Here is a 20,289-nt window from a genome sequence, read left to right as displayed (position 1 = left end):
ATTGTCTAATTTTAATTTATGCTAACCTGAAGAATGAATAAAACAAATAGAACACAATAAGAAATTACCGTTGAAAACGACACAACCAAAAATAAAAAAAAGTCCTGCGGATATCATATGAATAAGGAACTTTTTGTTTTATCAATTATTAATGAAAATGGAGCTCTTCTACGTATTACAAATTTTGCAGCCTCCGTATTGAGCTTAGAAATTCAAGATAAGAATGGGGAATTGATTAATGTGATAGTCGGTCTCGATGCATTACAAAACTATGTTGAGATGTCTCAAAATAGGAAGTCTCAATATTTAGGGGCATCTATAGGAAGATATGCCGGGAGAATCTCTGGTGAAAAAATCACAATTAATAGTATTGATTATCCCATATATCATGAAAACGGAGTGCATTTGCATGGTGGTAAATACGGTTTTGACCAAAAAATATGGAATGTAAAAGATGTGGATGAGGATCAACAATCGGTTACTTTTTCTTATGTAAGTAATCATCTTGAAGAGGGGTATCCGGGTAATATGCATGTCAAAGTAACTTACCAACTTACTAATGATAACGAGTTCTTAATTACCTATTGGGCAAATTCAGATATGGATACAATTCTTAATCTTACCAATCATGCCTATTATAACTTGAATGGAGAGGGTTCGATTACAAATCATGCGTTGCAGCTTAAATGTAATCGATATCTCGAGGTGGATCAAAAAAATATTCCTACCGGAAAAATAAATAAAGTAGATGATACAGCACTTGATTTCCGAAGAAGTAAAAATTTAGAAGAATTAAGTATAACAGGAATAATTGACGATACTTTAATTTTCGATTCTACGGAAAGTGGTGTAAAAGGGAAAGTGTTTTCATCGAAAACAGGTATATGCATGACAATAAAAACAGATCAACCTTCTGTGGTGATTTACACACCTGAAAAATTTGAAGATTGGAATTTTAGAAAAAGTAAGGTATACAGCAAGTTTCCTGCTATTTGTTTTGAAACTCAAAATTACCCTAATGCACCTCATCATTCCCATTTCCCTTCTAGTATATTAAGAGCTAATGAGGATTACGAGAACCATACTCGTTTTATATTTGATATTGTATTGGATTGATAGAAAGTTTTGTTGCTTATTATTCAACCGAGTAGATTTTGAGAATAACAACGATATGGCTTAGATATGGATGTTATAGATCTATTAAAAATGAAACAAAGTAGGATATACTAGTCCCAGCAAGAATTCGTAACTTTAACAGAGATGTTTTACCCCAACTTGAACCCAACTTGGTTCGGGTTGGGTTATTTTTTTATAAAAATGACTGGAAATTGTATGTGTTACTATCTAGAATAACTTAATCGTTCAAATCATGACTGTAGAAGAGCTTACTATTAAAAAACTAAAAGAAGAGATCAAGAATACCGCCTTTACCCGAAGAATTGGGGTTTTAAAATGGATGGTTATGGTTGTTGGTTCTGTTTTGCTTTTTATCATTATTCAGCGACCAGAATCGATACTCAACAGGAAAAGTTCTCAAGAAAGTATTAATCGTGAGAGAGCAAAGATTGTCTTGGATTTACTAAAAACAAAAAAAGATCCGAATGATGTTTTGTTGGGTTTAGCAGTTCTGGAAAAATCGTATCCGGAGACAGATAATGATTGGGTACAGGATATGATCGAGATTTTTAAGGCTAGGGCAGAGACCTCTAATTCTATTAAACTTCAGGAAACCAAAATCAAATATTTACAAAGTCAGGTAGATGCTATGCGTGCGAATATTTCGAGACCCAATACCGCTCAATGGAGAGAGTTAACGGCTATAAAGGATTCGATCGCTGATGTGAACAGGAAGATCACTATAGAAAAGGGACTGGTCGAAAAACTATTGCGTCGTAATTAGGATAGCAAAGAGGAGCCTGGTGTCTCTAATTCTAATGCTTAAATATTGATGAATGATTTCAAGAAACACCAAAAGTTGATTCCCTAACAATCAGCTCGGTTTTGATTTCAATTGTTTTTTTGACCATGAGATCGGTATCATTTTCATTTTCGATTTCTTGGATAAGGTATTTTGTTGCCGTTTTTCCAATAGTATTACCAGGTTGATTTACAGTGGTGAGATTAGGTTCGATAATCTTGGCGTGTTTAGAATTACTAAATCCCACCACAGCAATATCCTCAGGGATTTTGATATTGAATTTATTTAAGGTTTGGATGACACCAATCGCAGCACTATCGGTGATTGCAAAAATAGCATCGGGTCTTTCTTTGAGACTCAATAAGATATTAGCCATTCTTTTTCCTTGTTGTAAGGAAATGTCATCAACACTGATGATGATTTTTTCATCAATTTCTATTTGGTGTTCTTTCAAAGCTCTTAGATATCCTGCAAATCTCTTTTCTGAAGTATAGGAGAACTCCCGTTCCTTGATAATAGCAATTCTTTTTTTCCAATATTAATAAGGTGCTCAATCGCGTTAAAGGCAGCTTCTTCATCATTTATAGTGATCTGGGTACAAGGAATCTTGTCGGATACCTTATCAAACAAAATCAAAGGAAGTGTATCAATAATGGGGAGAATATTGCCTATATCTCTAGTCATTTTAGTCAAAGATGCTAATATTCCGTCTACACCAAATTGTATCATGGTATGAAACATTTCATTTTGTTTTTTTACGTCATTATTCGACTCTGATATGATTACTCTGTATCCCTGCATCGAAGCTTGTTCCAGTATGCCTCGAACGATGGTAGCCGTAAAGTAATGCGTAATATTAGGCACAATCACACCAATAATATTGGATTTGTGTTTTCTGAATCCTTTGGCAAAAATATTTGGGATATAGTTTTTGGATTGTGCTAGCTGCTTCACTTTAGTTTTGGTATCCTCACTGATATCCGGATGATCATTTAGTGCTCTGGAAACCGTTGAAATAGAGAGATTCAAGGCCTGAGCTAGCATTTTCATGGTGGTAATCTCTTTTTTCATATCAAAACTTTATTAAAAACAAATTGCAAACGTTTGCGAAAACGTTTGCATACAAAAATGATAATTTTTTGGCATTTTCTATAAGGTTATAACAATAAATTTGAGAAATACTTCACAAAAACTTATTAATAATGAAAAAAGCTATCACTGTATTGTTATGTGTATTTTGCACATTAATAGCATTCTCGCAAACAGAAATTTCAGGAAATGTTACAGACAACACAGGTTTACCCCTATTAGGAGCTAACATTACTATTTTGGATAGTAACTCAGGTACCGTTTCGGATTTTGATGGAAAATTCAGTTTTTCATCAAATCTAACAGGACCTAAGCAAATACAAGTTTCTTTTTTAGGATTTAAAACCCATACGGAGTCTATCGAACTTAATGGAACCCCCATAACACTTCAAATCACTTTACAAGAAGGAAATACATTAGATGAAGTGCTTCTCACAGCTTCATCTACTTTTAGATCACAAAAACAAGCGCCTTTATCTATTAGTTCTAAAGGAATTAACGAAATCACTAAACTTTCTGCCAATAGTCAGGCGGATATTTTAAGAGACGTTCCCGGTATTACCGCAGAAGGTGGAGGTGGAGAAACAGCTACCAACTTATTCGTAAGAGGATTGCCTTCTGGGGGGCAATATGTATTCAACCCCCTACAATATGATGGAATGCCGTTAACCAGTACTTTTGGACTTAACTCTTCGGCCCACGATGTATATGCAAGGCCTGACATAGGATTTAAAGGCGTAGAATTTGTACGAGGTGGTGCCGCTGTATTATATGGTGCAGGGTCTGTTGCGGGTATCATCAACTATACCAGTAAAACGGGAGATACCAATGATGAAACGGTAATTAATGTAGAATATGGAAATAGAGGAAGGTTAAAAACTGACTTTTACAGTGGAGGTAAATTAGGAGGTGAAAATTCGAATACCTATTATGCATTTACCGGTTTTGTAAGAAAAGATAATGGCCCTATCGAAACAGGGTTAGATACAAGAGGTGTACAGTTTAGAGCAAATATCAAAAAGAAATTCGACAATGGATCTTTTACGGTGCATAGTCAATTTATTAATGATAGAGTACAATTCTTCCTTCCTTTACCGCTCCAGGGAGGCTCTAGAGAACGTATCAATGGTAATGATGGAGATGAGGTTGAACAGCTTTTGTCCGGCGAATTGGCCAATACGTCTTTCTTAACTCCTGGAGGGGTGTATGAAAGCCCTATAGACGATGGTGTTTTTACCAGAGGAGGATATCTTTTGGCAGATTTTAACTATAATCTGACAGATAATTTAAAGTTTAAAGCCAAAGCAAAATATGCCAATTATCAACACAATTTTGCATTGTATGTAGGAGGAAATGGAGATTTTGGAAACCCAATCACCTTAGCAAATTATGTTTCCGAAATAGCTCCTGGAAACACTGGTTTTAATGCTACGTATCAAGGAGGAACCGGAGCCCAGATAAACGGTACGGATCTGGTAGTAGAGAATTTACATGTAGATCGTTTACGTCCAATGACCGATTATTCTGGAGAAGCGAACTTAATATTAAAATCAGGAGATGGTAATCATACTTTCACATTAGGAACGTATTTGGCAAGAACAGAAGCCGAAGATGTAAATTTCCAGTATAGAGTGCTTTCTGAGTTTAATAACAATCCCCGATTGGTAAATTTAAGTTATACAGATGCAGGTGGTGGAAATGTCATTTATTCTGAAGGAGGTTTATATAACCGAATTGGGATGACTGCTAATAATTTCTTAACCCAAAGTAGAACCGCATTTTACTTTACGGATGAGATGGTATTCGATAGATGGCGTTTTGACGTTGGAATCCGAATCGAAAATACCGAAGGAACTTTCAGAAGGGGAGGATTAGAAGAAACACAAGTATATGACAATCCAGAATTGACTGCAGAATTGCAAAATGTAAGTTTTTCGGATGGAACTTTTACAACTGGAGAGATCGATGATACCGCATGGGCCGTTTCTTTGGCAGGTTTGTATGAGTTGACAGAATCTACCAATCTATACGCAAACTTCTCCAGAGGATTTTTCTTCCCACAGCAAAGAGGTTTTGCTCCAACACCAGGTATTAGAGAAACCAATTATGAAGCAGAAACGATTATCCAGGGTGAGCTTGGAGCCAAGTTTGGAACTGCTGCTTTTTCTGGGTCGGTAGCAGGTTACTTTGTGAATCTTAGTGATCGTATCCGAATTGATCAGGCCATATCCGGAGGACAATTGGTGGATCAGGCCAGAAGTGAACAAACTACCAGAACTTTTGGATTAGAAGCTACTGGACAATACCGTTTGACGGACGCACTTAATATCAATGCTACAGTTACCTATCAGGATCATGAGATCACCAAAAATGAAACCACAGACTTGGTAAATAATACAACATCAACTATTAATGAAGGAAATGAAATAGGACGACAGCCTAACTTTTTAGGTAGTCTTGGAGCCACTTATGATGATTCAAAGATTGATGCAAACTTTACTTTGAATCATACAGGAGCTAAGTTTACCGATGATTCTAATAACGTAGAGTTGGATGCGATTTCTATTGTTAGAATTGGTGGTGGGTATACTTTCAAAACACAAAATACCAACGCTATACGATTAGGATTTTCTGTATTTAACTTGTTTGATAGTGATGGACTTACCGAAGGTAACCCCAGAGCTGGAATCGCTGGTCAATCTGCCGATGGAGAGTTTTTCTTCGGGAGACCTATTCTACCACGTAGATTTTTCCTGACCGCTACTTATAATTTTTAAACCATTTGATGAATTTGTTTGAGTTAAGACATCACTTGCAGTAAAATGCAAGTGATGCACTTTTATTAATCGATTAAGAATTGTTATGACATCATTAGAGAAAAAAGCAATCGAAGTTTTGAACAAAAACTGGAAAGATAACTTTAGCATACCTTGCGCCAATTTATATCCTTTTCAATGGTTCTGGGATTCGGGTTTGATAGCGATTGGTCTGGCACATTTCGATATGCCCAAAGCTGAAAAAGAAATAGTAACCTTATTAGATGCGCAATGGGGGAATGGGTTTATTCCTCATATTATTTTTCATACGGAAACGGACTCGTATTTTCCGGGAGCGGATTTTCACCACTCGAGTTTACACCCACAAGCTTCACAAAAGTATCGGTCTACAGGAATGACTCAACCCCCAGTTACCGGATTTGTATTAGAAGAACTGTATCGAATTAGCACTGACAAAAAAGCTACACTAGATTTTATCAAAACGGTTATCGACAAGGTGTATTTCAATCACAAGTATTTTTACCAGAACCGGGATCCTAAAGATGAGGGGTTGGTGTATATTTATCATAATTGGGAATCTGGAACCGATAATTCTCCCATGTGGGATGATGTTTGGAAAACTATGAACCCACCAGAATACACTTTTGAAAGAAGGGATACTACTCATGTAGACGCCTCAGAAAGACCTTCAAAAAGAGAATATGACCACTATTTGCATATTATAGAAATAGCAAAAGAGCATAATTATGATGATACAAAGATCGCAGAGTTATCTCCTTTTTTGGTTCAGGATCCTTTATTCAATGCGATACTTATCAAATCCAATAAAAGTTTGATCAAACTGTATGAACTAATTGGAGACCATTCTGACAAGATTTCACAATTACAGGATTGGCAAAATAAAGCGATAACTTCGTTTAATGCTAAATTGTTTGACGAAGAAGTAGGCGCTTATGTTCATTATGATCTTAGAAATGAAAAGCCACTCAGGTATTTATCTTCGTCTTCGTTTTCACCATTGTTTGCAGGTATTCCCGATAAGGAAAGAGCTGAGTCTATGATCCAGGTAATGCTCAATAAATTTGGAGGAGATCATCAATATTTATGTGCCTCTTTTGATCCTACCAGTGATCGGTTTAACCCTAAAAAATATTGGCGAGGACCTGTGTGGGTGAATTTAAACTGGATGCTTTATCATGGGGTATCCGAATATGGATATAATGATATAGCCGAGCGCATTAAAAAGGATACTATAGAAATTATAGAGAAAAATGGGTTTTACGAATATTTTGATTCGAGGAAAGAAATTCATGAAAAAGGAAAAGCAGGGTATGGAGGTAATGATTTTTCCTGGAGTGCGGCTTTGCTTATCGATTTGATAAGTTCATAAGTGTAGTAAATACTAAAGATGGGAAGATGTTGGATTTTTCAAAGGATTACGTGCTAGAAAATGAAGTGGTAAGAGTGTCACCTTTACACTTAGATCACATAGAACAACTTTCAGAACAATCCGATGATCCAGATATTTGGGCCTATTTACTGGAAAAAGGTAGGAATACCGAACAATTGCGAGCCTATGTTTCTCAGGCTTTAGAAAATAGAAAAATAGCAAAAGAGTACCCCTTTGTGGTATACGATAAAATCAAAAATAAATATGCCGGAACCACCAGATTGTATGATTATTCCAATCAGTTAAACGTAATCAAAATGGGACATACCTGGTATGGGAAGGATTTTAGAGGAACTGGCGTGAATAAACATTGTAAATACTTAGTTCTAGAATTTATTTTCGAAAAGTTACAAATAGAACGTGTTGGGTTTGGTGTTCATGCAGAAAATAAGGTGAGTATAGCGGCAATGAAAAGCGTTGGTGGCACAAAAGAAGGAATTTTACGCAATTTTATCCCTTCAGTAGAGGGAGACGGAAGAACCGATATTGTATTATTCAGTATTTTGAAAGATGAATGGACAACTTTTGTGAAACCCGAATTGCTTCAGAAGTTAAATAGAAAAGTATAACATTATGAATTATATAGATTACATAATCATTGTAGTTTATTTACTGGGATTCCTTGGGATAGGATATTTTTTTAAAGAAAATAAGAATTCTAAGGACTATTTTTTAGGAGGACAATCCATGGGATGGTTTCCATTGAGTTTGTCTACCATGGCGACACAATTGTCTGCAATTAGTTTTATATCGGCACCCGCTTTTGTAGGACTAAAAGATGGAGGAGGGTTACAATGGCTAACCTACGAGTTTGGAGTCCCGCTGGCGATGGCGTTTTTGTTGATAGCTATTATCCCTTCACTGTATAATTCGGGCATAGTAAGTGTTTATGAATTTCTGGAAAAGCGTTTTGATGCATCTTCAAGGTTGTTGATCAGTTTTGTGTTTCAAATCAGTCGTTCTGTAGCCACAGGAGTGATGGTGTATACCATGGCACTTATTTTACAGGCTACTATCGGAATTGATTTTTGGATTTCTATACTACTCATAGGTGTCATTACCATGATATACTCCTTTCAAGGAGGGATGAAAGCTGTAATTTGGGGTGATGTTGTGCAAATGTGTATTCTTTTCTTTGGAATAGTGGTTTGCCTGGTTTATGGTATAAGTGAGTTAGGTGGATTCGAAAATTTCTTAACCCATGTCGATAAGGATCGACTAACGGCGGTCGATTTTTCAAAATGGGGATTTAATAATGCGGACAAAAATGATGAATTTGGGTTTTGGCCCATGGTGATAGGAGGAGTCTTTTTATATGCTTCATACTATGGAACCGATCAAACCCAATCTCAACGATTATTGTCAGCCAAAGGAATGCCAACTATCAAAAGATTATTGCTTGCTAATGGACTACTTCGTTTTCCGGTAACCCTTACGTATTGTATTATGGGGTTGGTCCTTGGTACCCTGTTGTTTCAGGACCTGGGCTTTCAGGAGTTGATGGATGTGGTATATCAAGAGAACATCAGTAGTTTAGAAGGTAAAAAAGCAGATTTAATGGTGCCAGTGTTTATTATAAAGTATCTTCCTAACGGAATCATAGGAATCTTGATAGTAGCTATTATGTCTGCAGCCATGTCTTCCTTAAGTTCTACAGTAAACTCCTTATCGGCAGTGACTCTAGAGGATTTTATCAAGAGATTCAAACCTGATATGTCCGACAAAAAATATGTGACTTATTCAAGATTACTTTCGGTGTTCTGGGGATTGGTATGTTTGTTTTTTGCATTTTTTGCAGGAAATATAGAAGGTACAGTTATAGAGGTGATCAATAAGATCAGTTCTATATTTTACGGACCAATTTTGGCCGCATTTATATTGGCTATCCTAACCAAGAAAACAAATGCTCTGGGTGCTAATATTGGTATAATCACTGGAGTGGTTTTCAATATGTATTTATGGTTATGTGTACCCGAAGTCTTTTGGTTTTGGTGGAATGCCATTGGGTGTTTAGTGACTATGATCGTAGGATATACCTTCAGTTTGATCATACAAGGAGAACCTAAAGAAGGACTAAAAGTAGTATTCTATAAACAAGGTAAGCGTGAAGTGGTCATCCTTGTGGGGTACTTTGTTGTGATATGTATTTTGGCAATTTCAATAGGTAAGATGTTAAGTTAAAGTAGTTACTATGAAAATAGTTTTGGCTCCAGATAAATTTAAAAATTCTCTAACGGCTTTAGAGTTTTGCCAAGCTGTAGAGAAGGGGGTTAAACAGGTACGATCCGATATCGATATTATACAATTGCCGTTGGCCGATGGAGGGGATGGTACTATAGAGGTTGTCAATTATTACTTAAAAGGAGAAATGGTTACCGTTGAAGTAAACAATCCTTTTTTCAAACCAGTAAAAGCTTCTTATTTATATTCAGAATCTACCCAGACTGCTTTTATCGAGATGGCAGAGGCATCAGGGATGAAGTTATTAAATGAGTACGAAGGCGATTGTAAGAATGCCACTACCTATGGTACTGGTGAAATGATTTTGGATGCCATAAACAGAGGAGTTATCAAAATTATTTTGGGGATAGGAGGAAGCGCTACAAACGATTGCGGTATTGGAATGGCTACTGCTTTGGGTTATCAATTTTTGGATAAAAATTATAATGCAGTCCAACCTATTGGGGCTAATTTATCCAAAATAGCTTCCATCAATACCAATCAGGTGAATCCCAAATTAGGAGATGTGCAATTCCAAATTGCATGCGACGTTACCAATCCGTTATATGGAAAAAGTGGAGCAGCCTATACGTATGCTGCTCAAAAGGGAGCAACGGTAGAGGATATCAAAATGTTGGATCAAGGTTTACAGGATTTTTCGGTGGTGCTACACGAAGTTTTTGATGTAGACCCGCAAACTATAAAAGGAGCAGGAGCTGCTGGCGGCATGGGGATTGCATCTAAGGTGTTTTTAAATGGTAGTTTAGAATCAGGTATTGAGTTGATAAAAACATTAGCCGGGTTTGAAGAAAAGATCCAAGGTGCGGATTGGATGATTTCGGGAGAGGGCAAGTTGGACGATCAAACACTATCTGGTAAAACCATTCTGGGAGTTACTGATGTTATAGATCAGGATACAAAAGTTGCTGTGTTTTGTGGTGCAATAGAGTTAGAAGATGAAGTGATCAAGGATTTGAACATTTGGTATGCCGATGCCGTTATAAAACACGCTGTAAGTGTCGAGGATGCAATGAGTAATGCTAGTAAATATGTAGAAGAAATGGCCAAAACGTTTGCTCAAAATTTTTTAAAGACATGAAGTTGTATCCTTTAAAATTTCAACCTTTTTATAGCTATCGACTTTGGGGTGGAAATAAACTAAAATCCGTACTGCATAAAACGATTTTTCTGTCAGTGATTACGGTTTCGGATTTTTTCATAATATAAATAGCTTTAGTTGATATCGGATAATTTCAATTGAAATGTTACCTGTTTTCTTTGCACTAATAAATAAATTCCCAGAATGACGTACGAAATACTTTTTAGCCCGTACCAAACGGTAAATTGATAGTAAGCTCCTGATGGAACTCCACTGTCATCAACGTAGATAAAAACATTCAAAAGGATACGAATAAGACCATAGCAGATTACCAAAACACTCCAGTATTTAACTGCTTTCTGAAGTTTTTTACCTCCTTTTAGGTACCCATATAATAGCGGCAATAAGAGCAACAGACCTATACCCAAAGGGTATATGACTCCTATAAAAATGTAGACTAACCCTTTTATTAGGAGTAATAACATACTTAGTGTTAATAGAGATGTTTCTCTATTTAAATTTTTGATATCCTGAAAATGTATCATTGCAGTAAAGTTTTGAAGACGTTAAAAATGAAATATGAGGTAGCCGATAGGTATTCAAAATTTACCGTATCATATGTGTCTTTTGGGGTGTGGTAGTAGGGGGTAGAATCTCTTTTTACATACTCTTCAGAGATACCTAAAGCTTTGAATCCTTGATCAATAAATGATTTATGATCTGAAGAGCTCACTTTTGTACGATATACCGGGATGTTCAATTGTTGAGCAACACTATTGTATAATCTTTCTAACTCTGGTGCAGGTAATTCCAATTCGACTCCTTTGTTGTGATCATTATCCCAGCCTACCATATCAATGGTATGCACAGAGTGGACGTTTTTTTGAGTGGTTTTTAGCATTTTGGCATAAGCGCTGCTTCCTACTTCATTATCTTCCTCCTGATCAAAAAACACCAGCATGAAGTTAAATTTTCTGTTCTCGAGTTGTTTCAACTGTCTGGCAACCGATAAGCAAAGTGCTATACCTGTCGCATTATCAATAGCCCCTGGACTACCTCGTTCGGTATCATAATGAGACCCAAAGATAACATAGGTGTCATTGGGTGCTGTTGCAGGCAAAACGGCCGCTACATTAATTCCTTGCATCGGTTTTAAGATCAAATCAAGAAAGGGGTTACCATTAGTAACCTTATAGTGATGATTTTCCAATTTCCACCCTATTGCCGTGAGAGCATTGGACAAATATGCTGCGGTGATTTCTCGTTCTTCAGAAGATGCTCGTTGTGTTAGGAATACCCCGTCTGAGATTTCTGATTTTCCGCAGAGTTTTGCAATAACTTCCTTTTGGAAAGGAATCATTTCCTCCTGAAATACGGGGTCTACCTGCGCTTCTAACTCAAATAAGGGTAATAAGATAAAAGACGGTATAAGAAATAAGGTTGATTTCATTTTTTCATTTGTTTTTTGAAGTTGGCTCATTAAACATAACTATTAAGTAGAGTGCTTACTAAAATTTATGATCTTAGGGAGAGATCCTGGGATAGATAATTCATATGTTAAGTCGAATAGCTATCGATCATTGATTTTGGAGTATCTGTCATTGTATATGTCTTATCCATCACATCGATGTACAGAACTTTTGTAAAAACAGTACCTTTAAGACATGCTTAGAATTTTTAGGAAATACACAACCTTTATAGCTGTTGCTTTATTGATTGCGGAGCTTTTAGGGATGTTACATTTCAAAAGAATGGAAGAATTGTCGGGATTAGAGATCCATGACAATTACTTTTATCTGTTCCAGTATCTGTTTATTTTTACGTTCGGATATTTGGTGCTACGATGGCTCTTTCGACTTTGGAAAGAGTACAGAAGCTTGAAAAATGACAAAAACGAGGCAGAATTGATGTTGTTGAAAAGTAGAGTAGATCCACATTTTTTCTTTAATACCCTCAATAATTTGTATGGTTTGGCGATAGAAAAGTCGGATAGGGCTCCAGAAGTCATTTTAAAACTTTCTGAAGTCATGCGGTATACTATTTATGAGGGAGAAAATGATTATGTTACTTTAAAGAATGAGATTGAATATCTGGAGACTTATCTGGAAATTCATAAGTTGAGGTATCAAAAAAAGTAAGGATTTCTTTTAAAATTCAGATTGATGATATAGAAATCAAAATAGCCCCATTAATGCTTATCATGCTATTAGAAAATGCCATAAAACATGGGGTAGAAAGCATGGTGGATAATGCGTATATCGATATGGACCTTAAGGCTACAAAGAACACTGTGTTTTTCCAAATAATAAATAATTTTAAACCTGTAATACGTGGAACAAAAGGGATTGGGTTGTCTAATTTGAAAAAACGACTTCAACTGATTTACCCGAAGAGACATGAATTACTCCTCAAAAAAGGAGAAGACACCTATCAAGCAACGCTGAAAATTCAAACTTTATGAAATATATCATTTTGGATGATGAACCCATTGCGCATCGTATAATCGAGGGGTTTTCGGAAAAGTTGAAAAGCCTGGAGAAGATAGGGAATGCTTATAATGCCTTCGAAGCCATCCAAATGTTGCAAGAGCAAAAGGTCGATCTTTTGTTTTTGGATATGAATATGCCAGAGATTAATGGATTTGAATTCTTGAAAACGCTACCAGAAACACCTCAAATTATCGTTACTTCTGCACATAAGGAATTTGCTTTAGAGGGGTATGAATTTAATGTGGTAGACTATTTACTAAAACCTTTTTCTTTTGAAAGGTTTATCAAGGCGGTCAACAAAGTAACGATGGCCAACAAGAAAATATCACCCCACGAGTATCACAAAGAACCCCCATTTGTATATCTCAAATCAGGTTCAAAACAGATAAAAGTCTTTTTTAAGGATATATTGTTTATCGAAGCTTCTGGCAATTATTGCAAGGTGTTTTTGCAGGACGAAATGATTGTGATCTTGCAGAAAATCTCAACATTTGAAAAAGAATTGCCCAAAGGATTTCTACGTATTCATAATTCATTTATTGTTGCTAAGGGAAAAGTAAAAGTAATAGAAGGGAATAGGTTACATATTGAACATCATAAAATTCCAATCGGTACTACCTACAAAAGCAGGATAGGGGAATTGTATGAATAAACTAGTGGGTTTAAAATTTGAAGGCAAAGTATTGTCAGTTCAAAGAATGCGCTTCGATATATGCTTTGGGGCTCATGCCCACTTTCTTTTTAAACACTCGGGTAAAATATTGTGGATATTCAAAACCTAATTGATACGCCGTTTCAGATATAGATAAGTTGGGATTTAGCAACATACTTTTGGCTTCTTCTACCAAAAATAAATTGATTTGATCGATCGCTGTTTTACCAGTTTCGGCCTTAATCGTATCACTCATATAGCGATGACTTACATTTAACTGTGCAGCCATCCAATCTACCGTTGGGATGCCTTCTTCTGCCAGTAGATTTTGTTCAAAATAAGCATTTAATATCTCCTTGAATTTTGTGATCAAAATCTTATTATTATCGGTTCTATCAAGAAATTGTCTTTTATAAAATCGATCCGCATATTTTAATAAGGTATCTAGTTGTGAAATGATAATTTCTTTGCTAAATTCATCCTGGTTATTGTGATATTCAATGGTGATGTTCTTGAAAATATCTTTTACAATCTGCTCTTCTTTTGGAGACAAATGAAGGGCTTCGTTCACATGATAATTAAAGAAATTATACTTTTTAATTTTTCGGTATATATCCAAACTTTGGATGTAATCTTTATGAAACGCAATGTGATAACTCTCTGAGCTAAATACTAGATCCTTAAAACTTAATTTTTGATTGGGAGCTGTGAATAGGAGTGTACCGTTGGTACAGTCGTATTTTGTACGACCATAGGTAATTTCTCCCGAGATAATTTTTTTGAAGCCTATCGCATAAAAATCACAACAGAGTTCTATGGGTTCCTCAAACGAATGGGTATCACAGTTTTCTTCTTCCCCTTCTTCCAACTCAGTATGTAATACACTTAATAAGGGATTTTGTGGATCAGGTAATTCAAAGTGTTTATGATACTCGGTGATACTTTTGAAATTAAAACTCGGCATTGTTAGTACGTTATGGTTTATTAAAATTACAACTTATTTTTGATAGCGATTCCACCATTCATTTTGGTGAATATATTCATCATCAATAGCTGTTGATGCTCCTATTTCGGGAGTAACTAGTGTAAGACCTAATTCATCTGCTTTTTTTCTTACACGTTCTATAGGATCTGTCCAGGAATGCTGCGCCAATTTAAAAGCACCCCAATGAATGGGCATTATTCTTTTTGCTTTTACGTCCTTACCGGCTTGTGCAGTCTCTTCTGGAAACATGTGAATCTCGGACCATAGTTCATTGTACTGCCCACATTCGATCATCGCAAAATCAAAAGGGCCATATTTATCGCCAATTTCTTTAAAGTGTGACGCATAACCACTGTCTCCGCTAAAGAATATGTTCTCGTCATTGGATTGAATGATCCATGAACACCATAGGGTGTGATCTCGATCCGACAACCCTCTTCCCGAAAAATGTTGTGCCGGGGTGCTGATAAAAGTCAGGTCTTCAAATGTAGTTTCTTGCCACCAATCTAACTCGACTATCTTTTCTTTTGGGACTCCCCATTCTTGCAAATGAGTTCCCACTCCTAATGGGGTGAAAAACATGCTTACCTTATCCTTTAGCTTCAGTATAGACTCATAATCCAAATGATCATAATGATCATGAGAAATGACTACAGCATCTATTTTGGGAAGCTTTTCAATTTCAATAGGCAATTCTTTATTGAATCGTTTTCCTCCCAATAGGGGGTGAGGAGCGGGAACTTCACTTAGCATGGGGTAAATTATAATATTCTTACCATTCATCTGTAATAAAAAAGCAGAATGCCCAAACCAAATAAATCTTGTTTTTGAATGATAATTGGCAATGTTTAATGAATCTATTTTTTGAACTTCGATTGGAGAATTTGGTTTGGCATTGGGAATGTTCTTAAACATGCCTCCTATAGCTTTCAGCATATTTCCCATGCTCATTTCAGAGGTTACGCCACCTATGTTTATGAATTTCCCTTCGTTATGGTTTTCAGATTTGGCATATTCTATTAATTGCTCTTTTGATATCTTTCCCCCAAATTGAGGACTGAAATTTACAAATAGGATACCAGTGATAACAAGTGCTCCAATAATACCTCCAATAGCTAATAACATTCTTCCTATGATTTTACGTATTCTTTTCATTATTCAATTAAAAATAGAAAATGATCTCCTTAAATAATTTTATGCTGATCATTTGATTGCAAAGTTATATCAGATATAGGGTTGACGACTTACACATTTTGGTAGAAGACTTATACTTTTTGGTCTAGGGTAAAAAACTTATAAGTACGGATTAGTAATGAGTTGAGATTAGACCTAAATTCAGAATAAAAGAGTTATACGATAGTTTAAAATTGATTTAAAGACGATCTATTTGACTTTAAACACTGTTGATGCGACCATTGAGATATGCCAAGTTTCTGTCAATTTTTCAGTTTTTGAAATTTTGACAGTTTAAGTTACAATGGCATTTTGTTTGCTAATTTATAAGTGAACCTTTAATGGTGTAATGGATAAATCCTGCTGAATATAGATGAGTGACAACTTGTTGATACTTGGCTGTTTTACCTGTTAGGTCAAGTATTCTTCAAAAGGTCAAGTAATTAGTACTTGAAAAAGCTCATTTCTTATTCAGTTCAGAAAATAAGGATTTCGGTCCTTATTCACAATTAATTAATCATAAAGCGACAGATTATGAAAGTAATTGATTTGAACAAAAACAGAATTCATCCTGGAAATGAACTGACGCATTTTAAGTTCAAGAAAATAGAAATGAATCTAGAGGATGATTGCCTGAGATATAAAATCACCTCACCTTATCTCAGTTCAAATAACCATGTTATCAAGGCCAAAGATGGTATTTTGAATATTGCGTTCATGATTGATGATTTGGTTACAGTGCCAAAAAGAAAAACGTTTTTTAAAAGAGATTCTTCCAGGTTTTTTTGCTATACCAAAATTTGGTTATAATACCGTCGAGTCTAGTTTTTTTGAAAAGGGGAGTTTACATTTTACTCTTGTAAGAGATGTTAAAATTGAACACGGTAAGTCTACGAAGAAACGAGAAGTAGCCATTGCTTAAAAAAGAATTATGAAAACATTAGCGCTAGGCTTATCATTAACCTTGGTTCTTTTTGGAGCTTTTGCATTCTTAATAAATTCTTTGCTATTAGATGATAAAGAAAAGAATAAAGTCACAAAAGAACCTTTATCGAGTATTAGAAATACATTCAGAAATATCAAGTAAGTATTTATGAATCTAGCATAAAATAAAGTAATTAAATTATTGTTTAACTAAATTTTTTAATCATGGACAAATTAGCAAAAGTTCAAAAAAATGGGAGTTTGGTAAACAAAGATAGATTTACAGATTTCCCAGTTTGGTCATCTTGGATTGATAATTTATTTAGTAATGACCTCCCCAATTTAATGGTGCCAAGTTTTAATACTGGTATGACATTACCGAAAGTAAATATTCGTGAAACGAAAGAATCGTACTTTGTGGATATGGCAGTTCCCGGATTAAAAAAATCTGATTTTCAAATTGATTTGGATAATACTATACTGTCCGTCGGTGCAGATTTGAAAGAATATGAAGAAAATACAGAAGTAAAATTCACCAGAAAAGAATTTGGATATTCATCCTTCAAAAGAACATTTACACTACCTGAAACCATTGAAGAAAGCAAGATCAAAGCTTCTTATGATAATGGTATTCTATGTGTAGAGCTTCCCAAAAAAGAAGAAGCCAAACAGCAACCTGTAAGAGCGATTAAAGTTACCTAAATCCTCGCACCTTGGAGTGGGAAGTTCTGTTTCCCTTCCCGCTCCAAATTTTAAGAAATAATCTAAAAATTTCATGCTATGAAAGTATTTGGAAAGGAGATTGGTACGCCCATTAAATTCCCTCCATTTATAGATAATTTCTTTGGGAAGATATTATCTGGTCATACTAACGGAAGTCAAGAATTAGTTACGATTCCTTCTACTAATATTAGTAGTGAAGAAGCTGTTTTTGAAATTAATGTGGCATTACCAGGATTAGACAAAAAGGATGTGAATATTATGGTAGAAAACCATGTATTAACCATAAGTTATCATCAAAAGCAAACCAAAGAAGAACAAAACAAAAATTGGATTCGAAAAGAATTTATGTCTAATTCATTTTACCGGGCTTTTTCATTGCCGAATGATGCAGATCCTGATAAAGTTCATGCTTCAATGAAAAATGGATTGCTTAAAATTCGTGTAGGAAAGAAAAAAGTCCGCAAAGTAAAAAAACAATAAATATCTCATGAAAAATGGAGAGTGATGAAAAAATTAGGATTGATCCCAACGACTATTTTGGTATTTATTGCATTCTTGACATTGATGATCAATTGTGCATAAAACTAAGGAGTCAATAGTATATGTCTAACCCAAAAACAAAATAGAACAATGAAACTGTATATGATCATGATTACCGCGTTTCTATTGAGTTTGATTAGCTGTCAAGGTCAACATAACAAGGAGGAAGCGGTTATACAAGAAGAAAGTAAAAAAGAAGTCGAACAACCCAAAGGTTCTTGGAAAGTAGATAAAGAATTTGATGAAAGTGGAAACCTAATTCGCTATGACAGTCTGTATTCGTGGTCTTCCGATAATTCATTGAATGATTTAACGAACTCAGATAAAGATAGTTTGTTGAACAATTTTGAATCCAAGTTCTATAAAAACTTCTCTCAATTTAGTGATCAAGGATTTGAAAGTATTTTTAAACAAGATTCTCTTTTCAGTAAAAGATTCTTCAATGATGACTTTTTTGAGAGTGATTTTGGAGAAGAATTTATGGAACTTGATCACTTGAGAAAGAGAATGGTGGAAAAACAGAAAAAATTTCTAGAAAAGTATCGTTCAGATCCGGGAAATAAAGAAAATAAAAATTAATAAATAGCCTATTGTAGTCCTATTGAGGCATTTGAATTAAAATGATCTAGGATTGAAAGCAAACTTTGGAACATGTAAATCTCGATTATCGAGTAACAAGTATAACCTTAAAAAACAATAAACATGAAAAAGACGCATTTGATATCTGCTGCTGTATCACTGGTAATTAGTTTTGGAGTGATGAGTGGGTTCTACTATTTTAAGCCAGAAAACATAACCATTCAACAGGTTATCCCTTCCTCAACCAGTAAGGTGTTGTATGCAGCAAATGAAAAAGGAGAAATAACACCTTTGGACTTTACTAAAACTACAAACAAAGTTCTGGATGCTGTAGTGCATATTCAATCCAAACGCATCTATAATAATCCCGCCCAAAATTATCAATACAGAGAATTACCTGATCCGTTTAGAGAGTTTTTTGGAGAGAGCCCATTCGGGAATTTCTTTAATAAAAGATATTATTACCAAGGCCCGGAAGGACAGCTGGAAAAAAACAAAGCTCCTGCTCCTGTGATGGGAACCGGTTCTGGAGTTATCATTAATAAAAATGGATACATTCTTACTAACAATCATGTGATTGATGGTGCAGATGAAATTGAAGTAAAATTACACGATAATGGTACTTATAAAGCCACAGTGGTAGGAACTGACCCTTCAACAGATTTAGCATTATTGCAGATTAAAGCTAAAGATCTTAAGGCTTTATCTTTTGTGAATTCTGATGATGTAAATGTTGGTGAGTGGGTATTGGCTATTGGAAATCCCTTCAGCTTGAATTCTACGGTAACTGCTGGAATTGTAAGTGCTAAAGCCAGAAATATCAATGTAAACAGAGATAAATTTGCGGTAGAAAGCTTTATTCAAACCGATGCTGCAATTAATCCTGGGAATAGTGGAGGGGCATTAGTCAACTTAAATGGAGATTTGATTGGTATCAATACTGCTATAGCCACTAGAACAGGCACCTATAATGGATATGGCTTTGCAGTTCCCAGCAATATTGCTAGTAAAGTTGTAGAAGACCTTCTTAAGTATGGAGCTGTACAACGTGGTATGCTTGGGGTGACCATTAGAAACTTAGACGGAAATCTTGCCAAAGAAAAAGACATAGATTTGACTCAGGGAGTCTATATAGAAGAAGTGATGGAAGAGAGTGCAGCGGATAAGGCTGGGATAGAAAAGGGTGATGTGATCCTAAAAATAGATGATAAAAAAGTAAATACCTCTCCTGAATTACAAGAATTGATTGCCAGAAAACGACCAGGTGATAAAGTACTGGTAACTCTCAGTAGAAACGGAAAAGAAAAAGATGTTAAAGTTATACTCGCCAATAAAACTGGAAGTACCAAAATTAAAAAGAAAGAGCATCTGGAAATTTTGAATCAATTAGGCGCTGAATTAGAGAATTTAGATAAAGAAACGAGTAATAAACTTGATATTGATGGAGGAGTTAAAGTAACAGAACTCTATGCCGGAAAACTTCGCAAACACACACAATTGAAAGAAGGTTTTATCATTACCCATGTAGATGGACAAAAGATAAACAATATTGAAGAACTTATGGATGTATTAAAAAACAAGGATGGTGGTGTAATGTTAGAGGGGGTTTATGAAAACTTACCAGGGAAACACTTCTATGCTTTTGGGATAGGTTCATAAAAAAGTTTATAT

At 35.3% G+C, this 20,289-nt stretch carries 22 protein-coding genes; 16 read left to right on the top strand and 6 right to left on the bottom strand.

The features are described 5' to 3' along the window. Positions 1-117: 117 nt before the first annotated feature. Positions 118-1,116 carry an aldose epimerase family protein gene (locus tag AC0L3Q_RS19230; RefSeq protein WP_473282072.1) on the top strand — a complete coding sequence of 333 codons (999 nt, stop codon included), beginning with the start codon at positions 118-120 and terminating at the stop codon, positions 1,114-1,116. Between the two features lie 253 nt (positions 1,117-1,369). Next, a complete protein-coding gene (locus tag AC0L3Q_RS19225) occupies positions 1,370-1,900 on the top strand; it encodes a hypothetical protein (protein ID WP_473282070.1) in 531 nt (176 codons plus the stop codon). Positions 1,901-1,958: 58 nt separating this feature from the next. Here the strand turns inward: AC0L3Q_RS19225 and AC0L3Q_RS19220 are convergent, their stop codons facing one another. After that, on the bottom strand, positions 1,959-2,432 hold the full coding sequence (locus AC0L3Q_RS19220) for a substrate-binding domain-containing protein (protein ID WP_473286970.1): 474 nt from the start codon (positions 2,430-2,432) through the stop codon (positions 1,959-1,961). Then, positions 2,378-2,989 carry a LacI family DNA-binding transcriptional regulator gene (locus AC0L3Q_RS19215; RefSeq protein WP_473282068.1) on the bottom strand — a complete coding sequence of 204 codons (612 nt, stop codon included), beginning with the start codon at positions 2,987-2,989 and terminating at the stop codon, positions 2,378-2,380. The genes AC0L3Q_RS19220 and AC0L3Q_RS19215 overlap by 55 nt, the downstream gene beginning before the upstream one ends. Positions 2,990-3,120: 131 nt before the next feature. Between AC0L3Q_RS19215 and AC0L3Q_RS19210 the strand changes: the two genes are divergently transcribed. The 5 genes from AC0L3Q_RS19210 (at position 3,121) to AC0L3Q_RS19190 (ending at position 10,553) form a co-directional block, all read left to right on the top strand. Next, the gene (locus tag AC0L3Q_RS19210) at positions 3,121-5,784 is read left to right on the top strand and encodes a TonB-dependent receptor domain-containing protein (protein ID WP_473282066.1); all 2,664 of its coding nucleotides are present in this window, start codon (positions 3,121-3,123) and stop codon (positions 5,782-5,784) included. Between the two features lie 85 nt (positions 5,785-5,869). Further along, entirely contained in the window at positions 5,870-7,174 is a 1,305-nt protein-coding gene (locus AC0L3Q_RS19205) for an MGH1-like glycoside hydrolase domain-containing protein (RefSeq protein ID WP_473282065.1), read from the top strand. 26 nt (positions 7,175-7,200) lie between these two features. Next, complete coding sequence (locus tag AC0L3Q_RS19200) at positions 7,201-7,803, top strand: GNAT family N-acetyltransferase (protein WP_473282063.1); 603 nt, start codon at positions 7,201-7,203, stop codon at positions 7,801-7,803. Positions 7,804-7,807: 4 nt separating this feature from the next. Beyond that, on the top strand, positions 7,808-9,415 hold the full coding sequence (locus AC0L3Q_RS19195) for a sodium:solute symporter family protein (RefSeq protein ID WP_473282061.1): 1,608 nt from the start codon (positions 7,808-7,810) through the stop codon (positions 9,413-9,415). Positions 9,416-9,425: 10 nt separating this feature from the next. Further along, a complete protein-coding gene (locus AC0L3Q_RS19190; RefSeq protein WP_473282059.1) occupies positions 9,426-10,553 on the top strand; it encodes a glycerate kinase in 1,128 nt (375 codons plus the stop codon). 134 nt (positions 10,554-10,687) lie between these two features. Here AC0L3Q_RS19190 and AC0L3Q_RS19185 read toward each other — a convergent pair whose 3' ends face one another. Both AC0L3Q_RS19185 and AC0L3Q_RS19180 read right to left on the bottom strand, forming a co-directional pair. Further along, positions 10,688-11,098: a hypothetical protein gene (locus AC0L3Q_RS19185; protein WP_473282057.1), complete on the bottom strand. Its 411-nt coding sequence runs from the start codon at positions 11,096-11,098 to the stop codon at positions 10,688-10,690. Next, positions 11,095-12,003: a M28 family metallopeptidase gene (locus AC0L3Q_RS19180; protein WP_473282055.1), complete on the bottom strand. Its 909-nt coding sequence runs from the start codon at positions 12,001-12,003 to the stop codon at positions 11,095-11,097. Before AC0L3Q_RS19180 ends, AC0L3Q_RS19185 begins: the two co-directional genes overlap by 4 nt. A gap of 214 nt (positions 12,004-12,217) precedes the next feature. Between AC0L3Q_RS19180 and AC0L3Q_RS19175 the strand changes: the two genes are divergently transcribed. The 3 genes from AC0L3Q_RS19175 to AC0L3Q_RS19165 are packed head-to-tail and all read left to right on the top strand — an operon-like array spanning position 12,218 to position 13,694. Further along, positions 12,218-12,691, top strand: a complete 474-nt coding sequence (locus AC0L3Q_RS19175) for a histidine kinase (protein WP_473282053.1) — start codon at positions 12,218-12,220, stop codon at positions 12,689-12,691. 53 nt (positions 12,692-12,744) lie between these two features. After that, entirely contained in the window at positions 12,745-13,014 is a 270-nt protein-coding gene (locus tag AC0L3Q_RS19170) for a hypothetical protein (RefSeq protein ID WP_473282051.1), read from the top strand. Further along, positions 13,011-13,694 carry a LytR/AlgR family response regulator transcription factor gene (locus AC0L3Q_RS19165; protein WP_473282049.1) on the top strand — a complete coding sequence of 228 codons (684 nt, stop codon included), beginning with the start codon at positions 13,011-13,013 and terminating at the stop codon, positions 13,692-13,694. The genes AC0L3Q_RS19170 and AC0L3Q_RS19165 overlap by 4 nt, the downstream gene beginning before the upstream one ends. A 34-nt stretch (positions 13,695-13,728) precedes the next feature. Here AC0L3Q_RS19165 and AC0L3Q_RS19160 read toward each other — a convergent pair whose 3' ends face one another. Both AC0L3Q_RS19160 and AC0L3Q_RS19155 read right to left on the bottom strand, forming a co-directional pair. Beyond that, positions 13,729-14,658 (bottom strand): helix-turn-helix domain-containing protein, encoded by a 930-nt coding sequence (locus tag AC0L3Q_RS19160; protein ID WP_473282047.1) that lies wholly within the window; start codon positions 14,656-14,658, stop codon positions 13,729-13,731. A gap of 33 nt (positions 14,659-14,691) precedes the next feature. Continuing rightward, positions 14,692-15,834 carry an MBL fold metallo-hydrolase gene (locus tag AC0L3Q_RS19155; protein WP_473282045.1) on the bottom strand — a complete coding sequence of 381 codons (1,143 nt, stop codon included), beginning with the start codon at positions 15,832-15,834 and terminating at the stop codon, positions 14,692-14,694. A gap of 552 nt (positions 15,835-16,386) precedes the next feature. Here AC0L3Q_RS19155 and AC0L3Q_RS19150 point away from each other — a divergent pair. The 6 genes from AC0L3Q_RS19150 to AC0L3Q_RS19125 all read left to right on the top strand — a co-directional run bounded on the left by AC0L3Q_RS19150 (position 16,387) and on the right by AC0L3Q_RS19125 (position 20,277). Then, the gene (locus AC0L3Q_RS19150; RefSeq protein WP_473282043.1) at positions 16,387-16,662 is read left to right on the top strand and encodes a hypothetical protein; all 276 of its coding nucleotides are present in this window, start codon (positions 16,387-16,389) and stop codon (positions 16,660-16,662) included. Between the two features lie 121 nt (positions 16,663-16,783). Further along, positions 16,784-16,939: a hypothetical protein gene (locus AC0L3Q_RS19145; protein ID WP_473282041.1), complete on the top strand. Its 156-nt coding sequence runs from the start codon at positions 16,784-16,786 to the stop codon at positions 16,937-16,939. Positions 16,940-17,001: 62 nt separating this feature from the next. Beyond that, a complete protein-coding gene (locus AC0L3Q_RS19140) occupies positions 17,002-17,478 on the top strand; it encodes an Hsp20/alpha crystallin family protein (RefSeq protein ID WP_473282039.1) in 477 nt (158 codons plus the stop codon). A gap of 78 nt (positions 17,479-17,556) precedes the next feature. Further along, complete coding sequence (locus AC0L3Q_RS19135; RefSeq protein ID WP_473282037.1) at positions 17,557-17,979, top strand: Hsp20/alpha crystallin family protein; 423 nt, start codon at positions 17,557-17,559, stop codon at positions 17,977-17,979. A 150-nt stretch (positions 17,980-18,129) separates the two neighbouring features. Next, on the top strand, positions 18,130-18,618 hold the full coding sequence (locus AC0L3Q_RS19130) for a hypothetical protein (RefSeq protein ID WP_473282036.1): 489 nt from the start codon (positions 18,130-18,132) through the stop codon (positions 18,616-18,618). A gap of 123 nt (positions 18,619-18,741) precedes the next feature. Next, the gene (locus AC0L3Q_RS19125; RefSeq protein WP_473282034.1) at positions 18,742-20,277 is read left to right on the top strand and encodes a Do family serine endopeptidase; all 1,536 of its coding nucleotides are present in this window, start codon (positions 18,742-18,744) and stop codon (positions 20,275-20,277) included. Positions 20,278-20,289: the final 12 nt, after the last annotated feature.

The organism is Aquimarina sp. KJ22-3, from assembly GCF_055808215.1.
Note: the sequence above shows the minus strand (reverse complement) of the source record. Positions and strands in the feature narration are given on the sequence as shown.